The sequence below is a fragment of the Ascidiimonas aurantiaca genome (assembly GCF_037646345.1).
In the GTDB taxonomy this organism is placed as follows: domain Bacteria; phylum Bacteroidota; class Bacteroidia; order Flavobacteriales; family Flavobacteriaceae; genus Ascidiimonas; species Ascidiimonas aurantiaca.
Genome location: NZ_JBBEWR010000009.1, coordinates 71,844 through 89,212 on the forward strand (window position 1 = coordinate 71,844; position 17,369 = coordinate 89,212).

A 17,369-nucleotide genomic window follows, 5' to 3' on the forward strand; every position below is an offset into this window, starting at 1 on the left:
ATACAAATCACATGAAAATACATCTTAAAAGATTAGACCAGGAATACCTTTTTGAAGCTCGTAATGAAAGAGGCAATACCGTTCTTATGGATAACAAGGGAAGAGAAGACGGAGAGGTGAAAGGCGCCGGGCCCATGGAACTTTTGCTTATGGCAGTTGCCGGTTGTAGCGGTATAGATATTGTTTCTATCTTAAAAAAACAAAAACAGGAAATTACAGCGTATGACGTAGAAGTAGATGCCGACAGGGAAGAAGGAGTAGTACCCTCACTTTTTAAAAGTATTCATGTGAAAATATTTTTAGAGGGCTCTATAGAACCTGCCAAAGCCCTGCGTGCAGCAAAACTGTCTTTTGATACCTATTGCTCGGTTTCCAAAACGCTGGAAAAAACAGTGCCTATTTCGTACGAAGTACATGTAAACGGAGAAAAATATGAAGCGTTATAAGAATATAGAAACAGTTCAGGTACGCGCAGGTATCCCAAAAACAAAGTATCAGGAACATACTACTCCTCTTTTTCTTACATCTGGATTTGTATTTGAGGATGCAGAAGATATGAGGGCCTCATTTGCCGAAGAAAAAGAGCGCGATATCTATTCCCGGTACAGTAACCCCAACACCTCAGAATTTGTAGAGAAAGTGTGCCGGCTAGAAGGGGCCGAAGCGGGATACGCATTTGCCAGTGGTATGGCAGCTATATTTACCACCTTTTTTGCACTTCTGAAAAGCGGAGATCACATTATATCGGCAAGATCGGTTTTTGGTTCCACTCACACCCTGTTTACCCGGTACTTTCCCAAATGGGATATCCATACATCATATTTTAACTGCAATAACCCGGAAGAAATTAGTGCCTTGATCCGGCCATCTACACGTATTCTCTACGCAGAGACCCCCACTAATCCCGGAGTGGATGTCCTGGATCTGAAAAAATTAAGTGAAATTGCCTCGGCTCATAACCTCCTGTTAATTATTGATAATTGCTTTGCTACCCCGTATTTGCAACAACCCATAACTTTTGGTGCAGACCTGGTAATACACTCTGCAACCAAACTTATGGACGGGCAGGGGCGTGTTCTTGGAGGAATTACCGTAGGAAAAGAAAGCCTTATAAAAGAGATCTATACATTTGCCCGAAATACAGGTCCTTCACTATCTCCTTTTAACGCCTGGATCTTATCAAAAAGCTTGGAAACACTATCTGTAAGAGTAGATCGTCATTGTGATAACGCGCTTAAAGTGGCTCAGTTCCTGGAGAATCACGCGCAGGTTAATGAGGTGAAATACCCGTTCATGAGATCACATCCCGCGTATGAAATAGCAAAAAAGCAAATGAAAGCGGGGGGCAACATCGTCGCATTTCAAATACAGGGAGGTTTACAGGCAGGTCAAAAATTCCTGAATACCCTGCATATGTGTTCCTTATCTGCCAACCTGGGAGATACCCGCACCATTGTAACCCACCCTGCCTCTTCCACCCATAGCAAACTTACAAAAGCAGACAGGTTAAGCGTAGGGATTACAGACGGACTCATACGTGTGTCTGTGGGATTAGAACACGCAAATGATATCATAGCCGATATTGATCAGGCATTAGTAACCTTAAAAAAATAAAAAAAAGTAAGAAGTTTTAACAGAAAATCTTACTTTAGCAATAAATTACTATAAATCTATAGACTAAATAGATTAATCATGCAAAGCTTTAGAACTGAAATAGAAAACCCAACCGTAGAGAGAGATATTATAGAACTCGAAAAAAAGATACATCTTTTTAAAGAAGGCAAGATAGATGAAGAACGGTTTCGAAGCCTCCGCCTGGCAAGAGGTGTTTACGGACAAAGACAGCCCGGCGTACAGATGATACGTATAAAAATACCTTACGGACGCTTAACTTCGCAAAAACTACTTCGTATTGCAGATGTATCTGATGAGTATTCAACCGGAAGGTTACATATTACCACCCGGCAGGACATTCAGATTCATTATGTAAGCCTGGACAGAACGCCACAATTATGGGCAGAGTTGGAAAAAGATGAAGTAACCCTTCGGGAAGCCTGCGGAAATACAGTTCGTAACATTACCGCCAGTGAAACTGCTGGTATTGATGCAGACGAGCCTTTTGACGTTACCCCGTATGCCGATGCTCTTTTTCGTTATTTTTTGCGTAACCCCATTAATCAGGAAATGGGGAGAAAGTTTAAAATAGCCTTTTCCTCATCTGCCAAAGACACCGCGCTTACCTATATTCACGATCTGGGGTTTATACCCGTATTGGAGAATGGAAAGCGAGGTTTCAAAGTACTGCTGGGAGGAGGTTTGGGTGCACAACCCAGACACGCCGATGTGGTATATGATTTTCTTGAAACTGAGAAAATAATACCCTTTACAGAAGGAGTACTTCGAATATTTGACCGTCACGGCGAGCGGTCCAAACGCTTAAAGGCACGAATAAAGTTTTTGATCAAAGATATAGGTCTTGAAACTTTTCTAGAGCTTATTAAACAGGAATATAAAGCTCTGTCGGTAAAAGAGTATCCCATACCCGAAGAAGGGTTTGTTCCAGATTTTACCCATTTAAAAGATACACCTCACGTAGAAGTGAGTGATCAAAAAGATTTTGACCGGTGGAAAGCCCTCAACGTAATTTCACAAAAACAAAAGGGGTATGTAGCCGTAGGAGTGAAAGTCTATCTCGGAGATTTTTATACAGATAAAGCACGTCTTTTAGCAAAACTGGTAAAAGAGCATGCTGCTAATGAACTTAGGCTTTCATTGCGCCAGGACATTCTTATTCCATATGTAAAAGAAGAGGCGCTACCCCACTTTTACAATGTTTTAAAAGAGTTGGGCTTTACAGATCTCGGATATAATTCTACCGTTGACATTACAGCTTGTCCGGGAACAGATACCTGCAATCTGGGTATTGCCAGCAGTACCGGGATCGCCTCACAGTTAGAGAAAGTATTACATGAAGAGTACCCTTCTTATGTAGAGAATAAAGATATGACCATAAAGATAAGCGGGTGCATGAATGCCTGCGGACAGCATAATATGGCGCATATTGGTTTTCAGGGAATGTCCGTTAAGTCAGGAAAAATGGTGGCCCCGGCCCTTCAGGTGTTGCTGGGAGGTGGTGTTTTGGGGAATGGTCTGGGCCGCTTTGCCGATAAAGTAATTAAGATACCCAGTAAAAGAGGCCCGGAGGCCCTTAGAATTATTCTTGATGATTATGAAGCAAATACCCAAAAAGAAACTTCTTTTACAGATTATTATGATCAGAAAGGGCAAAAATACTTTTATGAATTACTAAAGCCCCTTGCAGATGTAACCAATCTTGAGGAATCTGATTTTATTGACTGGGGCCATAATAAACCCTATATCAAAGCCGTAGGGATAGGAGAATGTGCCGGTGTGGTAATTGATCTGGTAGCGACCCTTCTTTTTGAAAGCGAAGAAAAACTGGATTTATCAAAAGAGGCAATTGAGCAAAAAAAATGGGCAGACAGTATTTATCATTCCTATACTGCCATAGTAAATACTGCTAAAGCTTTATTGTTATCAGAAGATGTAACAACCAATTCTCACGCAGGCATTATCAAACAATTTCAGGAGGTATTTATAGATACCGGCAAACTGGCATTGGAAACGGATTTTGATGGATTGGTGTATCAACTTCGCGATCATGAACCTACAGAAAGCTTTGCTCAAAAGTACGACCAGGATGCCCGGAGCTTCTATCATGCCATAGATGTTTTTAGAAAAAAAGAACTCGAGTATGCAGACCAATAAATCACCAAAAGTAACCCTGGTAGGAGCAGGGCCCGGAGATCCTGATCTTCTCACCATAAAAGGCGCAAAGGCACTGGCAAGTGCAGATGTTGTGTTGTACGATGCACTCGTAAACCACCGTTTATTTCAGTATGTCCCGGGAAAGACCAAAACAGTTTTTGTTGGAAAACGTAAGGGGTTTAAAGCCTTTGCTCAGGATGAGATCAATGAACTTATAGTGTCACATGCATTTTCTTACGGGCACGTGGTACGATTAAAAGGAGGAGACCCTTTCGTTTTTGCCCGGGGAACCGAAGAGATAGAATACATTGAAAGCTTCGGTATCCCTTGCGAAGTGGTACCCGGTATTTCTTCAGCACTGGCCGTACCGGCCAGCCAGGGAGTATCGCTCACCAGACGTGGTACTGCCCAAAGTTTTTGGGTCATTACAGGAACCACCTCGCAACAAAAACTATCTAAAGACCTGTATCACGCATCACGATCAACCGCTACCGTTGTTGTTCTTATGGGTATGAGTAAGCTGGGTGAGATCGTAAGGCTTTTTAGAAATGAAGGTAAAGGCGCCATGCCGGTTGCAGTTATTCAAAACGGCACCACTCAAAACGAAAATGTAGGCGTAGGTACCATAGATACTATTACTTATGTGGTAAAAGAAAAACAACTTTCTTCTCCCGCAGTAATAGTTATTGGTGAAGTAGTAAGAGAAAGTCATAAGCTAAAACAATATTACAGACAGGCAATGGCCGTTTCAGGATAATAAAAAAAAAGAGATATGGAAAAGAATGAATTATATCCTGTTTTTCTAAAAGTACACACACTTAATGTACTTATTGTAGGTGGCGGGAACGTAGGTCTTGAAAAGCTTTTTTTTATGCTTAAGTCCAGCCCCCGTGCCCGGGTAGAAATAGTAGCTACATGGTTTCATGAAGAATTAATAGCCTTATGTGAGAGCCACCCTCAGGTAAAACGGGTACAAAAAGCCTATGAAAAAAGTGATCTTGCGGAAAAAGATATGGTAATTGCCGCGACCGATTCGTTAGACGTAAACAAACAGGTCTATAATGATTGCAAAAAGCGCCATATTCTCGTAAATGTAGCAGATACTCCCGATTATTGTGATTTCTATTTAGGGGGTATAGTCACTAAAGGCAACGTGAAAGTGGCTATTTCCACCAATGGCAAATCGCCTACCACCGCCAAACGGCTGCGTCAATTTTTTGAAGAAGTGCTCCCCGAAGATATAGATGATCTTGTAAAAAACCTTCATGAATACCGAAAAACACTTAAAGGAGACTTTGAGGAGAAAGTAGAAAAAATGAATGATGTGACCAGGGGATTACTTTCATAAACCAGCAATTCAAAAGAACCAATAAAACATTCGAATTATATAATTACTAAACCACTACCCATGATCAAGACAGATATCCTTATAATAGGAGCGGGCCCCACAGGCCTGTTTACCGTATTTGAAGCAGGCCTGCTTAAAATGAGAACACATCTTATTGATGCACTTCCTCAGCCAGGCGGACAATGTTCTGAAATATACCCTAAAAAACCCATTTACGATATTCCCGGATTTCCTGAAGTGCTTGCAGGAGATCTGGTTTCGAACCTTATGGAACAGATAAAGCCTTTCAATCCCGGTTTCACTTTGGGTGAAAGAGCAGAAACTATAGAAAAAGACGAGAACGATACTTTTATTGTAACAACCAACAGGGGAACACAACATCAGGCACCCATAGTGGTCATAGCCGGAGGGTTAGGCTCTTTTGAGCCCAGAAAACCACCTATAGACCATATAGCCGGGTATGAAGACAAAGGAGTATCTTATATTATTCGTGACCCCGAGATCTTTAAAGGTCAAAAAGTGGTGATAGCCGGAGGAGGAGATTCAGCTTTAGACTGGTCCGTATATCTGGCCGATATAGCAGCAGAAGTGACACTCGTTCATCGTAGAAAAGAATTTCGCGGAGCACTTGATTCTGTAGAAAAAGTAGCCAGACTTTCAAAACAGGGAAAAATAGAGCTCATTACAGAAGCAGAAGTAACCGCACTTCATGGTGATGCGCGGTTAACCGGTGTTACCATTACCTATAATTCCGGAACGACCACCTTACGGGAAACCGATGCATTCATACCTTTATTTGGGCTTTCGCCAAAGCTGGGACCTATTGCTAACTGGGGGCTGGAAATAGAAAAAAATGCCATTAAAGTAAATAATGCCTATGATTACAGTACCAATATTCCCGGTATTTATGCCATTGGCGATGTAAATACATATCCCGGAAAGCTTAAACTCATATTATCAGGTTTTCACGAAGCCGCCGTTATGTGCCAGAGCGCATACCAACGCATTAACCCCGGGAAAAGATACGTTATGAAATACACCACAGTAAGCGGAATTAACGGTTTTGACGGTAGTAAAAAAGAAGCTCGTAAAGAAGTAGTTAAAAGTATTGTCTAAGATAAAATTTATACTTTATTTTGTAAACACGTTCACTAATCATCTATTGTAGTTATCAGGAAAGGTGAAGGGAATAGACCCTATGAAGCCTTAGCAACCCTCCTTATCTTTTTAGGAGAAGGTGCTAAATTCTACCCTAAAAGGGGAAGATGACACATACAGACTTTTCAGTCGTATTCCATCGCGTTTTCTTGTTTTCATAACTACAACATTTAGTGTAAATTTTTGTTACACAACTATTTGAATACTGAAAACCAAAAATGAATACTATTTCTGAAGAGTTAGCAAAGCGCATTCTCATACTAGACGGGGCTATGGGTACCATGATCCAGCAACATGGCTTTACCGAAGACCAGTACCGTGGGAGCCGTTTTCAAAAGTATCACCTGCCACTAAAAGGGAACAACGATCTTTTATCACTTACCCAGCCCGAAGCCATTTTGAATATTCACCGTGACTATCTAGAGGCAGGAGCAGACATCATAGAAACCAATACATTTTCCGGCACGCGCATCGCCATGAGCGATTATCAAATGGAAGATATTGTTGCTGAGCTTAACTATGAGTCAGCCCGGCTTGCCAGAAAGGCAGCAGACGAATATACTGCAGCTACTCCGGAAAAACCTCGTTTTGTAGCAGGATCCATAGGGCCTACCAATAGAACCGCCAGTATGTCGCCCGATGTGAACGATCCCGGTTTTCGGGCCGTTACTTTCGACCAGCTTCGTGAGGCTTATTTTGAACAGGCAGAAGCACTGGTCAAGGGCGGATGTGACCTTCTTTTAGTAGAAACCGTTTTTGATACGTTAAATGCCAAAGCAGCCCTTTTCGCTATAGAAGAAGTGAAAGAGTACCTTGAAAAAGACATTCCCGTTATGGTAAGCGGAACGATCACCGATTCCAGCGGACGAACTTTGTCAGGACAAACCGTGGAGGCTTTTCTTATTTCCGTATCGCATATTCCCTTGCTCAGTGTTGGTTTTAATTGTGCTTTGGGTGCAGAACAGTTAATGCCTTATTTAAAGAGGTTGTCGCGGGAAACCGGTTTTTATACATCGGCCCACCCTAATGCCGGCCTGCCCAATGCTTTTGGTGAATATGATGAAACACCCCTTCAAATGCAATCGTATATAGAGAAGTATCTACAGGATCATCTCGTTAACATAGTAGGCGGATGCTGTGGTACCACACCAGAACATATACGGCTCATAGCAGAAGTAGCCGCCAGGCACCAACCCCGAAAAATCCCTGCACGTGTATAAACCAGACAAGGAAAAACATGCCCCCACACAATATTTAAAGCTTTCCGGGTTAGAACCCCTCATAGTGAGCCCAACCAGTAATTTTATTAACATTGGAGAACGCACCAATGTTACCGGATCACGAAAGTTCCTGAGGCTTATCAAAGAAAAACAATATCAGGAAGCTGTTGAGGTAGCAAGGGCACAGGTAGCCGGAGGCGCTCAGATCATCGATGTTAATATGGATGAAGGTCTCATTGATGGCGTTGAAGCCATGACCACCTTCTTAAACCTTATCGCAGCCGAACCCGATATTGCCAGAGTACCTGTCATGATTGACAGTTCACGATGGGAAATTATTGAAGCCGGACTTAAAGTCGTACAAGGTAAAAGTGTAGTAAACTCTATAAGCCTGAAAGAAGGGAAAGCAGCATTTATAAAACTGGCACAACGTATTAGAAGGTATGGCGCTGCCGTAATAGTTATGGCTTTTGATGAAAAAGGGCAGGCCGACACTTTTGAACGCCGTATAGAGATATGCAAACGTTCATATAATATACTCGTGGAAGAAGTAGGTTACCCGCCTCAGGACATCATTTTTGACCCCAATATTTTTCCGGTAGCTACCGGCATGGAAGAACACCGCAGGAATGCTGTGAATTTCTTTAAAGCTACACGCTGGATCAGAGAAAACCTTCCATACGCTAACGTTAGCGGGGGGGTAAGCAATGTGTCCTTTTCTTTCAGGGGTAACAATGCCGTGCGTGAGGCCATGCACTCTGCTTTTTTGTACCATGCCATTCAACACGGTATGAATATGGGTATTGTAAATCCCGAACTTCTCGAGGTATATGATGATATTCCCAAAGAGTTACTTGATTATGTAGAGGATGTATTACTGGATCGAAGAGAAGATGCCACCGAACGCCTTCTTGATTATGCCGAAAGTGTAAAAGAAAATCAAAAAAGTCCAGAAGAAAAGATACAGGAATGGCGTTCATTACCCCTTCAGGAAAGAGTTACCCATGCTCTGGTTAAAGGATTGGATGCATTTATCGAAGTCGATGTAGAAGAGGCCCGGCAACTGGTAGAGAAACCTATTGAGGTAATTGAGGGACCCCTGATGAAAGGGATGAATGTAGTAGGAGACCTCTTTGGAAGTGGCAAAATGTTCCTTCCACAGGTAGTTAAATCGGCCAGAGTAATGAAAAAGGCAGTTGCTTATTTATTACCCTATATTGAAGCAGAAAAAAGCGGGAAAAAAGAATCGGCAGGAAAAATACTCATGGCCACCGTAAAAGGTGATGTTCATGATATTGGTAAAAATATAGTGGCAGTTGTACTGGGGTGTAATAACTATGAGATCATAGATATGGGGGTGATGGTACCTCCCGAAAAGATACTTCAAAAAGCCCTTGAACAAAATGTAGATGTCATAGGGCTTAGCGGCCTTATTACGCCTTCGCTGGACGAAATGGTGCATCTGGCTGCCGAAATGGAAAAACAATCATTTTCAATTCCCTTACTTATAGGTGGCGCAACCACTTCACGGGCACATACGGCTGTTAAAATCGCACCCGAATACTCAAGTGCCGTAATTCATGTGACCGATGCATCTAAAGCCGTGACCGTAGTGGGAAGCCTTTTGCATAAAAACAGAAATGTATTTAAACAATCCATACGAGAGGAATACGACAAGTTCAGGGAACAATTCCTTTCAAGAAGTAAACAGAAAGTGTATTTGAGTCTGGAAGAGGCCCGAAAGAACAAACTGAAGCTTAACTGGGCCGCCTTTTCTCCCGTAACTCCTCAAAAAACAGGGATTCAGGTAATAGAAGAGCAGGATCTTTATACTTTGGAAAGCTATATAGACTGGACGCCTTTCTTTAGAAGTTGGGATCTGCATGGTAAGTTCCCTAAAATATTATCTGATGATGTCGTGGGAGAACAGGCCACTTCTCTTTACGAAGATGCCCGCAGGCTTTTGAAAGAGATCATTGCCAAAAAGAAATTCACCGCAAAAGCAGTGTATGGTATTTTTGAAGCATCAGCCATAAGCGATGATGATATTGAAGTAAAAGATACACTTTCCGGTAATAATTATCGCTTTCTAACCTTGCGGCAACAATTAAAAAAACACGATGGAAAACCCAATATGGCCCTGGCCGATTTTATAGCACCGGCAGATTCAGGGATTCAGGATTACATAGGTTGTTTTTGTGTAACAGCCGGTTTTGGTACCGATGCCATGGCGCAAGCATTTGAAGCCGACCATGACGATTACAATGCCATTATGGTAAAAGCATTGGCCGATCGTCTGGCTGAAGCATTTGCCGAGTTCTTACACGAAAAGGTTCGTAAAGAGACCTGGGGATATGCCAGAGCAGAGGCCTGGTCAAAAGAAGAGCTCATTCAGGAAGCCTATAAAGGCATCCGGCCCGCTCCGGGTTATCCCGCCTGCCCCGATCACCTGGAAAAACAAACCCTATGGCAATTGTTGAAAGTAGAAAAAAACATAGGAGTGACCCTTACCGAAAGTATGGCCATGTGGCCGGCAGCATCTGTTTCAGGATATTATTTTGCGCATCCCGAAAGCCGCTATTTTGGTTTGGGAAAAATAGCAGAAGACCAACTGGCCGATTACGCTAAAAGAAGAGCAATTACACTTGATCAGGCCCGAAAATGGCTAAGTCCTAATTTAAGAGAGCAGCGAACATCCTCTCTTCAAAAAACAGAATCTAAAAAATGAAAGTAACCGATCATATCACCAGGGCCAATGGCTCCCCTCTTTTCTCATTTGAGATCCTGCCTCCTCTAAAAGGACAGAACATTCAGTCCATTTTTGACGGGATCGATCCATTAATGGAATTTAACCCTCCGTTTATTGATGTAACTTATCACCGTGAAGAATATGTATATAAAGAAAGAGAGAATGGTTTACTGGAAAAAAAAGTAGTTCGAAAACGTCCCGGCACCGTGGGTATTTGTGCGGCTATTCAAAACAAATACAACGTAGATGCAGTACCCCATATACTTTGCGGAGGGTTTACAAAAGAAGATACCGAGAACTTTTTGATAGATCTGAATTTTCTGGGAATAGAAAATGTAGTGGCCCTGAGAGGTGATGCAGTGAAAACGGAAACCTACTTTAAGCCTGAAAAAGGCGGGCACCAGTATGCGATCGATCTGGTAAAGCAGATAGTGGATCTCAATCAAGGTAAATATCTTGATGAAGAAGTATTGAACGTAGCCAAAACCGAATTTTGTATAGGTGTGGCCGGATACCCCGAAAAACATATGGAAGCCCCCAGTATGGAAAGTGATATCCATTTTCTCAAGAAAAAAATAGAAGCCGGAGCCTCGTATATAATAACCCAGATGTTTTTTGATAATTCACGTTTTTTTGAGTTTGAAAAAAAGTGCAGAGCTGCCGGGATCGAAGTTCCTATTATACCTGGCCTTAAACCCATTGCCAGCAGAAAACAACTTAATTTGATACCGCATCGTTTTAAAGTAGATCTTCCTGATGCCCTTGTAAAAAGTGTTCTTCAATGTACTACCGATGCACAGGTAAAAGCAGCAGGAGTAGAGTGGTGCATTTCTCAAAGCAGAGAGCTCATACAGAGAGGCGTACCCGTATTACATTATTATTCTATGGGCAAAGCAAAAAATATTAAAGCGATTGCCAAAGAAATTTTTTAAATAATACTACTTTTACGGCTGTTTATGAACAAACGGCTTCTATTACTTGTATTCATAACCGGTACAACTATTCTCTACTCCCAGAAAAAAGAGAATAGTTCGTTCATAGACGTCAACTACTTTTATGGAAAAATTGCCAGACATAATGACGATATCCTTCATTTAATTACCGACCGCCCGGAAGGACTTATCGTAAGTTGGAACAAAAAAACATTTGGTAGCCAAGAGTGGCATCAGGAGTATAATTATCCCGATTACGGATTTTCATTCACTTACCAAAACCTTAAGAATGAGTTTCTGGGAGAGAATTATGGCCTTTATGCACATTATAATTTTTATTTTTTCAAAAGAAAATTAATGTTTCGTATTGGGCAGGGGCTGGCAGTGACCACCAACCCCTATGACCGGGAAACCAATTTTAGGAATGTAGCTTTCGGCACACGCCTTTTGAGTAGTACCTATGCCATGCTCAATTATAAAAAAGAGCGTATTTTCGGAAGGTTTGGCTTACAGGCAGGGCTGTCTCTTATTCATTACAGCAATGCTAATTTTAAAGCCCCAAATACAAGTATTAATTCCATTACCCTTAATTTAGGGGTAGTATATAATCTGGATGAAGAAGACCCTCCGTTTGTAACCATTCCTTCCGAAGGGAAAAATTATGCAGAGCGGTTGCATTACAATCTGGTGTTCAGGACCGGGGCTAATGAAAGTGATGTAATAGGGAGCGGCCAGTATCCTTTTTATATTTTTACCGGGTATGTAGATAAACGGTTGAGCAGGAAAAGTGGAATACATGCAGGGGCCGAAGTCCTTTTTTCCAATTTTCTCAAAGAATTCATCAGGTTTCGCGGAATAGCCTTTCCCGGAGAATTTGGTATAGATGGCGATGAAGATTTCACAAGAGCCGGTATTTTTGTTGGTCATGAATTGTACATAAACAAGTTTTCCGTACTTTCACAGGTAGGGTATTATGTTTTGTATCCTGTAGAGTTTGAAGGTCGTGTATATTTTCGTGCAGGATTAAAAAGGTATTTTGGAAAAAGATTTTTTGGAGAGCTAACGCTCAGGTCACATGGGGCCAAAGCGGAAACTCTTGAATTTGGTATAGGCATACGGTTGTAATGAAAAAACTTTTTTATAGTCTGGTTTTAGTTCTCTGCTTTTCATGCGATAGTGAAAATGCACCGGATTGTTTTCAAACTGCAGGGCCAATCATTACCGAACAAAGGCAGGTGCCTGAGTTTTCCCGTATTCTCGTTAATGAAGGTATTGAACTCATAGTAAAACAGGATACGGAATATACGGTTAAAGTAGAGACCGGAGAAAATCTAATGAATGATATTGATGTAAAAGTAGAAGAAGGGAGACTTCTCCTTACCGATAATAATATCTGTAATTTTGTTCGTGATTATGGGATAACTACTATTTATGTGACAGCACCAGACCTAAAAGAGATAAGAAGCTCTACACAATTTGATGTACGTTCAGATGGTGTACTGAGTTATCCTGAATTTTCAGTTATTTCCGAAGATTTTTTAAACCGGTCGCTACAGAGTGTAGGTAATTTTTATCTTGAAATTGATACCGAAACATTCAGATTGGTTTTTAATAACCTTTCTAACTGTTTTATTAAAGGAAAAAGCCAGTCTATCAACCTTCAGTTCCAGTCCGGGAACGGTCGCTTTGAAGGAGCAGATCTGGTGGCGGAGAACGCAACTATCTTTCACCGGGGAACCAATGACATGATCATACAGGTAAACAATAAAGTGGCCGGCAATATTTTTGGTACAGGCAATATTGTTTTAGTAAAAAAGCCTTTGGAAATAGAGGTTATAGAACATTATCGTGGCAGATTAATTATAAGAGAATGAGATTTAGGCACTGCTTTATTTTGTGCATATTCAGTATAAGCTCATTTTTAAATCAGCTATCAGCCCAGGAACGTTCGCATATACCACCATCAGACAAGATGTTTAAAAAAGCCCATCGTATTGCCAAAAGGATTGTAAGACAGAGAAAAGTACCCGGCATGGCTATTTCAGTAAGTTATCAGGGAGATATGGTATGGCAGGCAGGACTGGGGTTTGCCGATCTCAATACCCGCACCCCGGTGCATCCCGCCAAAACCGTTTTTAGGATTGCCAGTGTTTCTAAGCCTTTGGCCGCAACAGCTCTGGCCAAAATGGTAGAAGAGGGCCTTGTAAAACTGGATGCTTCTGTCTATGATTACCTTCCAGAATATCCGCCAAAACCGTATGATTTTACCTTGCGGCAATTAGGTGGGCATTTAGCCGGTATTCGTTCATATCGTGGGAATGAGTTTTTTAGTAACCAACCGCTTTCCATTCGGGAAGGAGTGGCCCTCTTTGAAAACGACTCACTGCTTTTTGAACCCGGAACAAGTTACCAATACAATACTTATGACTGGGTACTCTTATCCCTTATCATACAAAAGGTAGCCAATATTCCCTTTGAAGAATACGTATATACCAAAGTGTTGGAACCGTTGGGCATGCGATCCACTTTTTTTAAAGAAGACCGAACACAAATACCCGAGATGGCTGTTTTTTACAGCCGTAAAGGAATACGGAGGTTTAAGGAAGCTCCTCCCGTAAATAACTTTTTCAAACTGGCTGGAGGAGGATTTCTATCTACATCAGAAGATATTTGCCGATTGGGGAATGCCTATTTAACAGAAGGTTTTTTATCAAAAAGTACTGCAGCACAGTTTCTAACTTCACAAAAAATTCAGGATAAGCTTACCTATTACGGAATTGGCTGGGAGGTAAGTTATGATCATAGAAATCGCCCGTATAGAGGGCATACCGGCAGTGGTGTTGGAGGATATGCTATTTTCAGGATCTACCCCGAACAACAGATCGTATTCTCTATGCTCACTAACATGAGCAACCCCCGTATGGATAAAAAGATCAGGCGCTTGCTCGATGCCGTAATTAATGCTATTGATCCCGAGAAGAAGTAGTAAGTTCCCTGAAAAGGCCTTCCAGATTTTTATTTTTTTGCCGCAACTGTAAAGTTTTTAGCCCGTTATCATGAGCAAAATCAAATACAGCCGGACGCATATCTTTTTCAGTAGCAAATGAAAGCTCATAAACAAAACCGTTTATATTTTTTATGTGCTGCACATACGGAAGTTTTTCCAGAAGAATTTCTTCTACCCGGTAGTCAAACTCTACTTCAACAATCTGCTCCTGACCTTCACGCAGGGCCTTAAGCTTTTTATCTGCTACTAAAATCCCTTTATTTATAATAACCACACGATCACATACTGCTTCTACTTCCTGCATAATATGCGTAGATAGCAAAATAGTTTTCTCCGTGCCCGCCTGTTTAATTACCTGCCGTATATCGGCAAGCTGATTAGGATCGAGGCCCGTAGTGGGTTCATCCAGTATAAGTACTTCCGGGTTATGCAACATAGCTGCTGCCAACCCAACGCGCTGGCGGTACCCTTTGGAAAGCTGACCTATCTTTTTATGTCCTTCCGGGAGCAATCCGGTGAGATGCATAACTTCAGGTATCCGTTCCTTTGCCGTGCCATAAATGTCTGCACTAAACCTGAGGTATTCTTTAATATACATGTCAGGATACAGGGGGTTGTGTTCCGGTAAATACCCTATACAGGCCTGTACCTTTCTGGGATGCGTACATACATCGTAGCCACTTACTAAAGCCCGGCCTTCATCTGGCTTTAAATAGGTGGTGAGTATCTTCATCATGGTCGATTTACCCGCTCCATTAGGCCCCAGAAACCCAACAATTTCCCCCTTTTCTGCATGGAATGAAACCTCATTGAGCGCTAACTGATCTCCATAGCGTTTTACAATGCTCTCTACCTGGATTGACATGTTGTTTTTTTTCAAAAATAAATATTCTAACCAGTTATAAGGCAATGGCCCGTAAAATTTGTGAATTTCGCAAACGTTATCGTTTAAAAAAGATAAGATAACTATTTTGTTATTTGAAAAATAGTGCTACTTTAGCTATAGATTTAACTAAAAAAACATCGTGTTAAACATTAATTACATCTGGCAAAGTTTTTATTTTTTCTTTTTTTATTTTAAAAGAAAAGAGGGACTTCCATGTTATAATTAATTAGTTTATCCAAAAATTATAAATAAAAAGTCCCGTGAACCGGGACTTTTTTTATGCCGGTTTATGAACAAAAGTACAGTTGCCATACAGGGTATTAAAGGGTCTTTTCACCATCAGGTGGCACAAGAGTATTTTACCAAAGATGTTCCCGTAAAAGAGTGCCTTTCATTTGATGGAGTGATCACAAGCCTTATTGATGGTGAAGCATCTCGTGCAGTTATGGCACTTGAAAACTCTATCGCAGGTTCCATTATCCCTAATTATGCACGTATTAACGAAAATGGCTTACATATAGTAGGCGAGCACTATATACACATACAGCACAATCTGATGGCTTTACAGGGGCAGGCAATTGAAGATATAAAAGAAGTGCATACACACCCCATGGCATTGCTTCAATGTAAAGAATTTTTTAAAAAATATCCTCACATCAAATTGGTGGAAGATGTAGATACTGCAGAAACCGCTCGAAGGATACATGTTAAAAAAATGAAGGGGTTGGCAGCAGTAGCCAGTATAGCCGCATCTCAAATGTATGCGCTACCTATCCTGGCCGCTGGCATACAGACCATACAGAATAATGAAACGCGGTTTGTGATCCTTCAGACTAAAAACCATGTGCTGCCTCCACATCAAATTAATAAGGCTTCTCTTATGTTTGAGCTCGATCATAAAAGAGGGAGCCTGGCTGCCATATTAAACGTGATGAGTGATTGCAAATTAAACCTCACCAAAATACAATCGTTACCAAAAATAGAGACTCCCTGGAAATATTCATTTTTTGTAGATGTTACTTTTTTCAGGTATGCTGATTTTGAAAAAGCCAAAACCATTATAACTATTATGGCAGATCATTTTAAAGTATTAGGAGAATATAAAAAAGCCAGAATATGATACATAAGGCGCACAGGTTGAATACCATAGAAGAGTATTACTTTTCTAAAAAACTGAAAGAAGTAAGCCAATTGGCTGCAGCGGGGAAACCTATTATCAATATGGGAATAGGAAGTCCTGATCTCCCTCCCGCACAAATGGTTATAAAAGCCATTCAGCAGGCAGTAACCGAGCCGGGGGCACACCAGTATCAAAGCTATCAGGGCTTACCGCAAACCCGCCAGGCAATGGCCGATTTTTACCAGACCCATTTTGATGTGGTACTCGATCCCGATCGGGAAGTACTTCCGCTTATGGGGTCAAAAGAAGGTATTATGCATATTAGCATGGCTTTTCTCAATGAAGGAGATGAAGTACTTATTCCCGATCCCGGCTACCCTACCTATACTTCCGTAACCCACTTGTTAGGAGCTGTTCCCAGATATTACGACCTTACTGAAAAAACAGGATGGCTGCCAGACCTTGAAGCATTAGAGACTATGGATCTGAGTAGAGTAAAACTTATGTGGGTGAATTACCCGCACATGCCCACCGGTGCCAGGGCAGACCTCTCATTTTGCAGAAAGCTCATTCAATTTGCCGCAAAAAATCAAATACTCCTGGTAAATGACAATCCTTATAGTTTCATATTGAATGATGAACCCCTGAGCCTTTTAAAAGCAGACCCCGGTCTTCAATGTGTCCTGGAACTCAATTCCCTCAGCAAAACATTTAATATGGCCGGTTGGCGCATTGGTATGGTGGCCGGACACAGTGAATACCTCAAGGCCATACTCAAAGTAAAAAGCAATATGGACAGCGGCATGTTTTACGGCATACAAAAAGGAGCTGTAGAGGCACTTTCCAGTGCCTCCGAATGGTTTAATTCTTTAAATGCCATGTACCGTTCCCGAAGAGATGGTATTTTTGAAATAGCCTCCAGATTAGGTTGTTCCTTCGATTCTAAAGGAGCCGGTATGTTTGTGTGGGCAAAGTTACCTGACGGAGTACCTTCATCAGAGCAATTTATAGATGCCCTGTTATACGACAAAAATATCTTTATAACCCCCGGAACTGTATTTGGAAAAAATGGAGAAGGATACATTCGGTTCTCTTTGTGTGTGAAAGAAGAGCAAATTGAAGAAGCCATGGGAAGGTTGTAGAATTTTAGTAAAACCTGC

Annotated in this window: 15 protein-coding genes and 1 riboswitch; of the genes, 14 read left to right on the forward strand and 1 reads right to left on the reverse strand. The window is 41.4% G+C overall.

Annotation, left to right across the window (positions count from 1 at the left end):
* Positions 1-11: 11 nt before the first annotated feature.
* The 12 genes from WAO84_RS10260 to WAO84_RS10315 all read left to right on the forward strand — a co-directional run bounded on the left by WAO84_RS10260 (position 12) and on the right by WAO84_RS10315 (position 14,182).
* The gene (locus WAO84_RS10260) at positions 12-446 is read left to right on the forward strand and encodes an OsmC family protein (protein WP_340065555.1); all 435 of its coding nucleotides are present in this window, start codon (positions 12-14) and stop codon (positions 444-446) included.
* Positions 433-1,614 (forward strand): trans-sulfuration enzyme family protein, encoded by a 1,182-nt coding sequence (locus WAO84_RS10265; RefSeq protein WP_340065557.1) that lies wholly within the window; start codon positions 433-435, stop codon positions 1,612-1,614. Before WAO84_RS10260 ends, WAO84_RS10265 begins: the two co-directional genes overlap by 14 nt.
* A 78-nt stretch (positions 1,615-1,692) precedes the next feature.
* Positions 1,693-3,789 carry a HEPN domain-containing protein gene (locus tag WAO84_RS10270; RefSeq protein WP_340065558.1) on the forward strand — a complete coding sequence of 699 codons (2,097 nt, stop codon included), beginning with the start codon at positions 1,693-1,695 and terminating at the stop codon, positions 3,787-3,789.
* Positions 3,776-4,546 carry a uroporphyrinogen-III C-methyltransferase gene (gene cobA, locus WAO84_RS10275; protein WP_340065559.1) on the forward strand — a complete coding sequence of 257 codons (771 nt, stop codon included), beginning with the start codon at positions 3,776-3,778 and terminating at the stop codon, positions 4,544-4,546. Before WAO84_RS10270 ends, cobA begins: the two co-directional genes overlap by 14 nt.
* Positions 4,547-4,561: 15 nt before the next feature.
* The gene (locus WAO84_RS10280; RefSeq protein WP_340065561.1) at positions 4,562-5,137 is read left to right on the forward strand and encodes a precorrin-2 dehydrogenase/sirohydrochlorin ferrochelatase family protein; all 576 of its coding nucleotides are present in this window, start codon (positions 4,562-4,564) and stop codon (positions 5,135-5,137) included.
* Between the two features lie 60 nt (positions 5,138-5,197).
* Entirely contained in the window at positions 5,198-6,253 is a 1,056-nt protein-coding gene (locus tag WAO84_RS10285) for an NAD(P)/FAD-dependent oxidoreductase (RefSeq protein WP_340065562.1), read from the forward strand.
* Between the two features lie 49 nt (positions 6,254-6,302).
* A riboswitch (SAM riboswitch) is annotated at positions 6,303-6,409 on the forward strand.
* A gap of 104 nt (positions 6,410-6,513) precedes the next feature.
* Entirely contained in the window at positions 6,514-7,515 is a 1,002-nt protein-coding gene (locus tag WAO84_RS10290; RefSeq protein WP_340065564.1) for a homocysteine S-methyltransferase family protein, read from the forward strand.
* Positions 7,508-10,243, forward strand: a complete 2,736-nt coding sequence (gene metH, locus WAO84_RS10295) for a methionine synthase (protein WP_340065565.1) — start codon at positions 7,508-7,510, stop codon at positions 10,241-10,243. The genes WAO84_RS10290 and metH overlap by 8 nt, the downstream gene beginning before the upstream one ends.
* Complete coding sequence (gene metF / locus WAO84_RS10300; protein ID WP_340065567.1) at positions 10,240-11,196, forward strand: methylenetetrahydrofolate reductase [NAD(P)H]; 957 nt, start codon at positions 10,240-10,242, stop codon at positions 11,194-11,196. The genes metH and metF overlap by 4 nt, the downstream gene beginning before the upstream one ends.
* A gap of 24 nt (positions 11,197-11,220) precedes the next feature.
* Positions 11,221-12,321 (forward strand): acyloxyacyl hydrolase, encoded by a 1,101-nt coding sequence (locus WAO84_RS10305; RefSeq protein WP_340065568.1) that lies wholly within the window; start codon positions 11,221-11,223, stop codon positions 12,319-12,321.
* The gene (locus WAO84_RS10310; protein WP_340065569.1) at positions 12,321-13,070 is read left to right on the forward strand and encodes a head GIN domain-containing protein; all 750 of its coding nucleotides are present in this window, start codon (positions 12,321-12,323) and stop codon (positions 13,068-13,070) included. Before WAO84_RS10305 ends, WAO84_RS10310 begins: the two co-directional genes overlap by 1 nt.
* 98 nt (positions 13,071-13,168) lie before the next feature.
* Complete coding sequence (locus tag WAO84_RS10315; protein WP_340065570.1) at positions 13,169-14,182, forward strand: serine hydrolase domain-containing protein; 1,014 nt, start codon at positions 13,169-13,171, stop codon at positions 14,180-14,182.
* On the opposite strand, the gene gldA is transcribed toward WAO84_RS10315, so the two are convergent.
* On the reverse strand, positions 14,160-15,068 hold the full coding sequence (gene gldA, locus WAO84_RS10320) for a gliding motility-associated ABC transporter ATP-binding subunit GldA (protein WP_340065571.1): 909 nt from the start codon (positions 15,066-15,068) through the stop codon (positions 14,160-14,162). The two genes, WAO84_RS10315 and gldA, sit on opposite strands and share 23 nt — an antisense overlap.
* 310 nt (positions 15,069-15,378) lie before the next feature.
* On the opposite strand from gldA, the gene WAO84_RS10325 reads away from it, so the two are divergent.
* Both WAO84_RS10325 and WAO84_RS10330 read left to right on the forward strand, forming a co-directional pair.
* On the forward strand, positions 15,379-16,209 hold the full coding sequence (locus WAO84_RS10325) for a prephenate dehydratase (protein ID WP_340065572.1): 831 nt from the start codon (positions 15,379-15,381) through the stop codon (positions 16,207-16,209).
* The gene (locus tag WAO84_RS10330) at positions 16,206-17,351 is read left to right on the forward strand and encodes a pyridoxal phosphate-dependent aminotransferase (RefSeq protein ID WP_340065574.1); all 1,146 of its coding nucleotides are present in this window, start codon (positions 16,206-16,208) and stop codon (positions 17,349-17,351) included. The genes WAO84_RS10325 and WAO84_RS10330 overlap by 4 nt, the downstream gene beginning before the upstream one ends.
* Positions 17,352-17,369 lie beyond the last annotated feature (18 nt).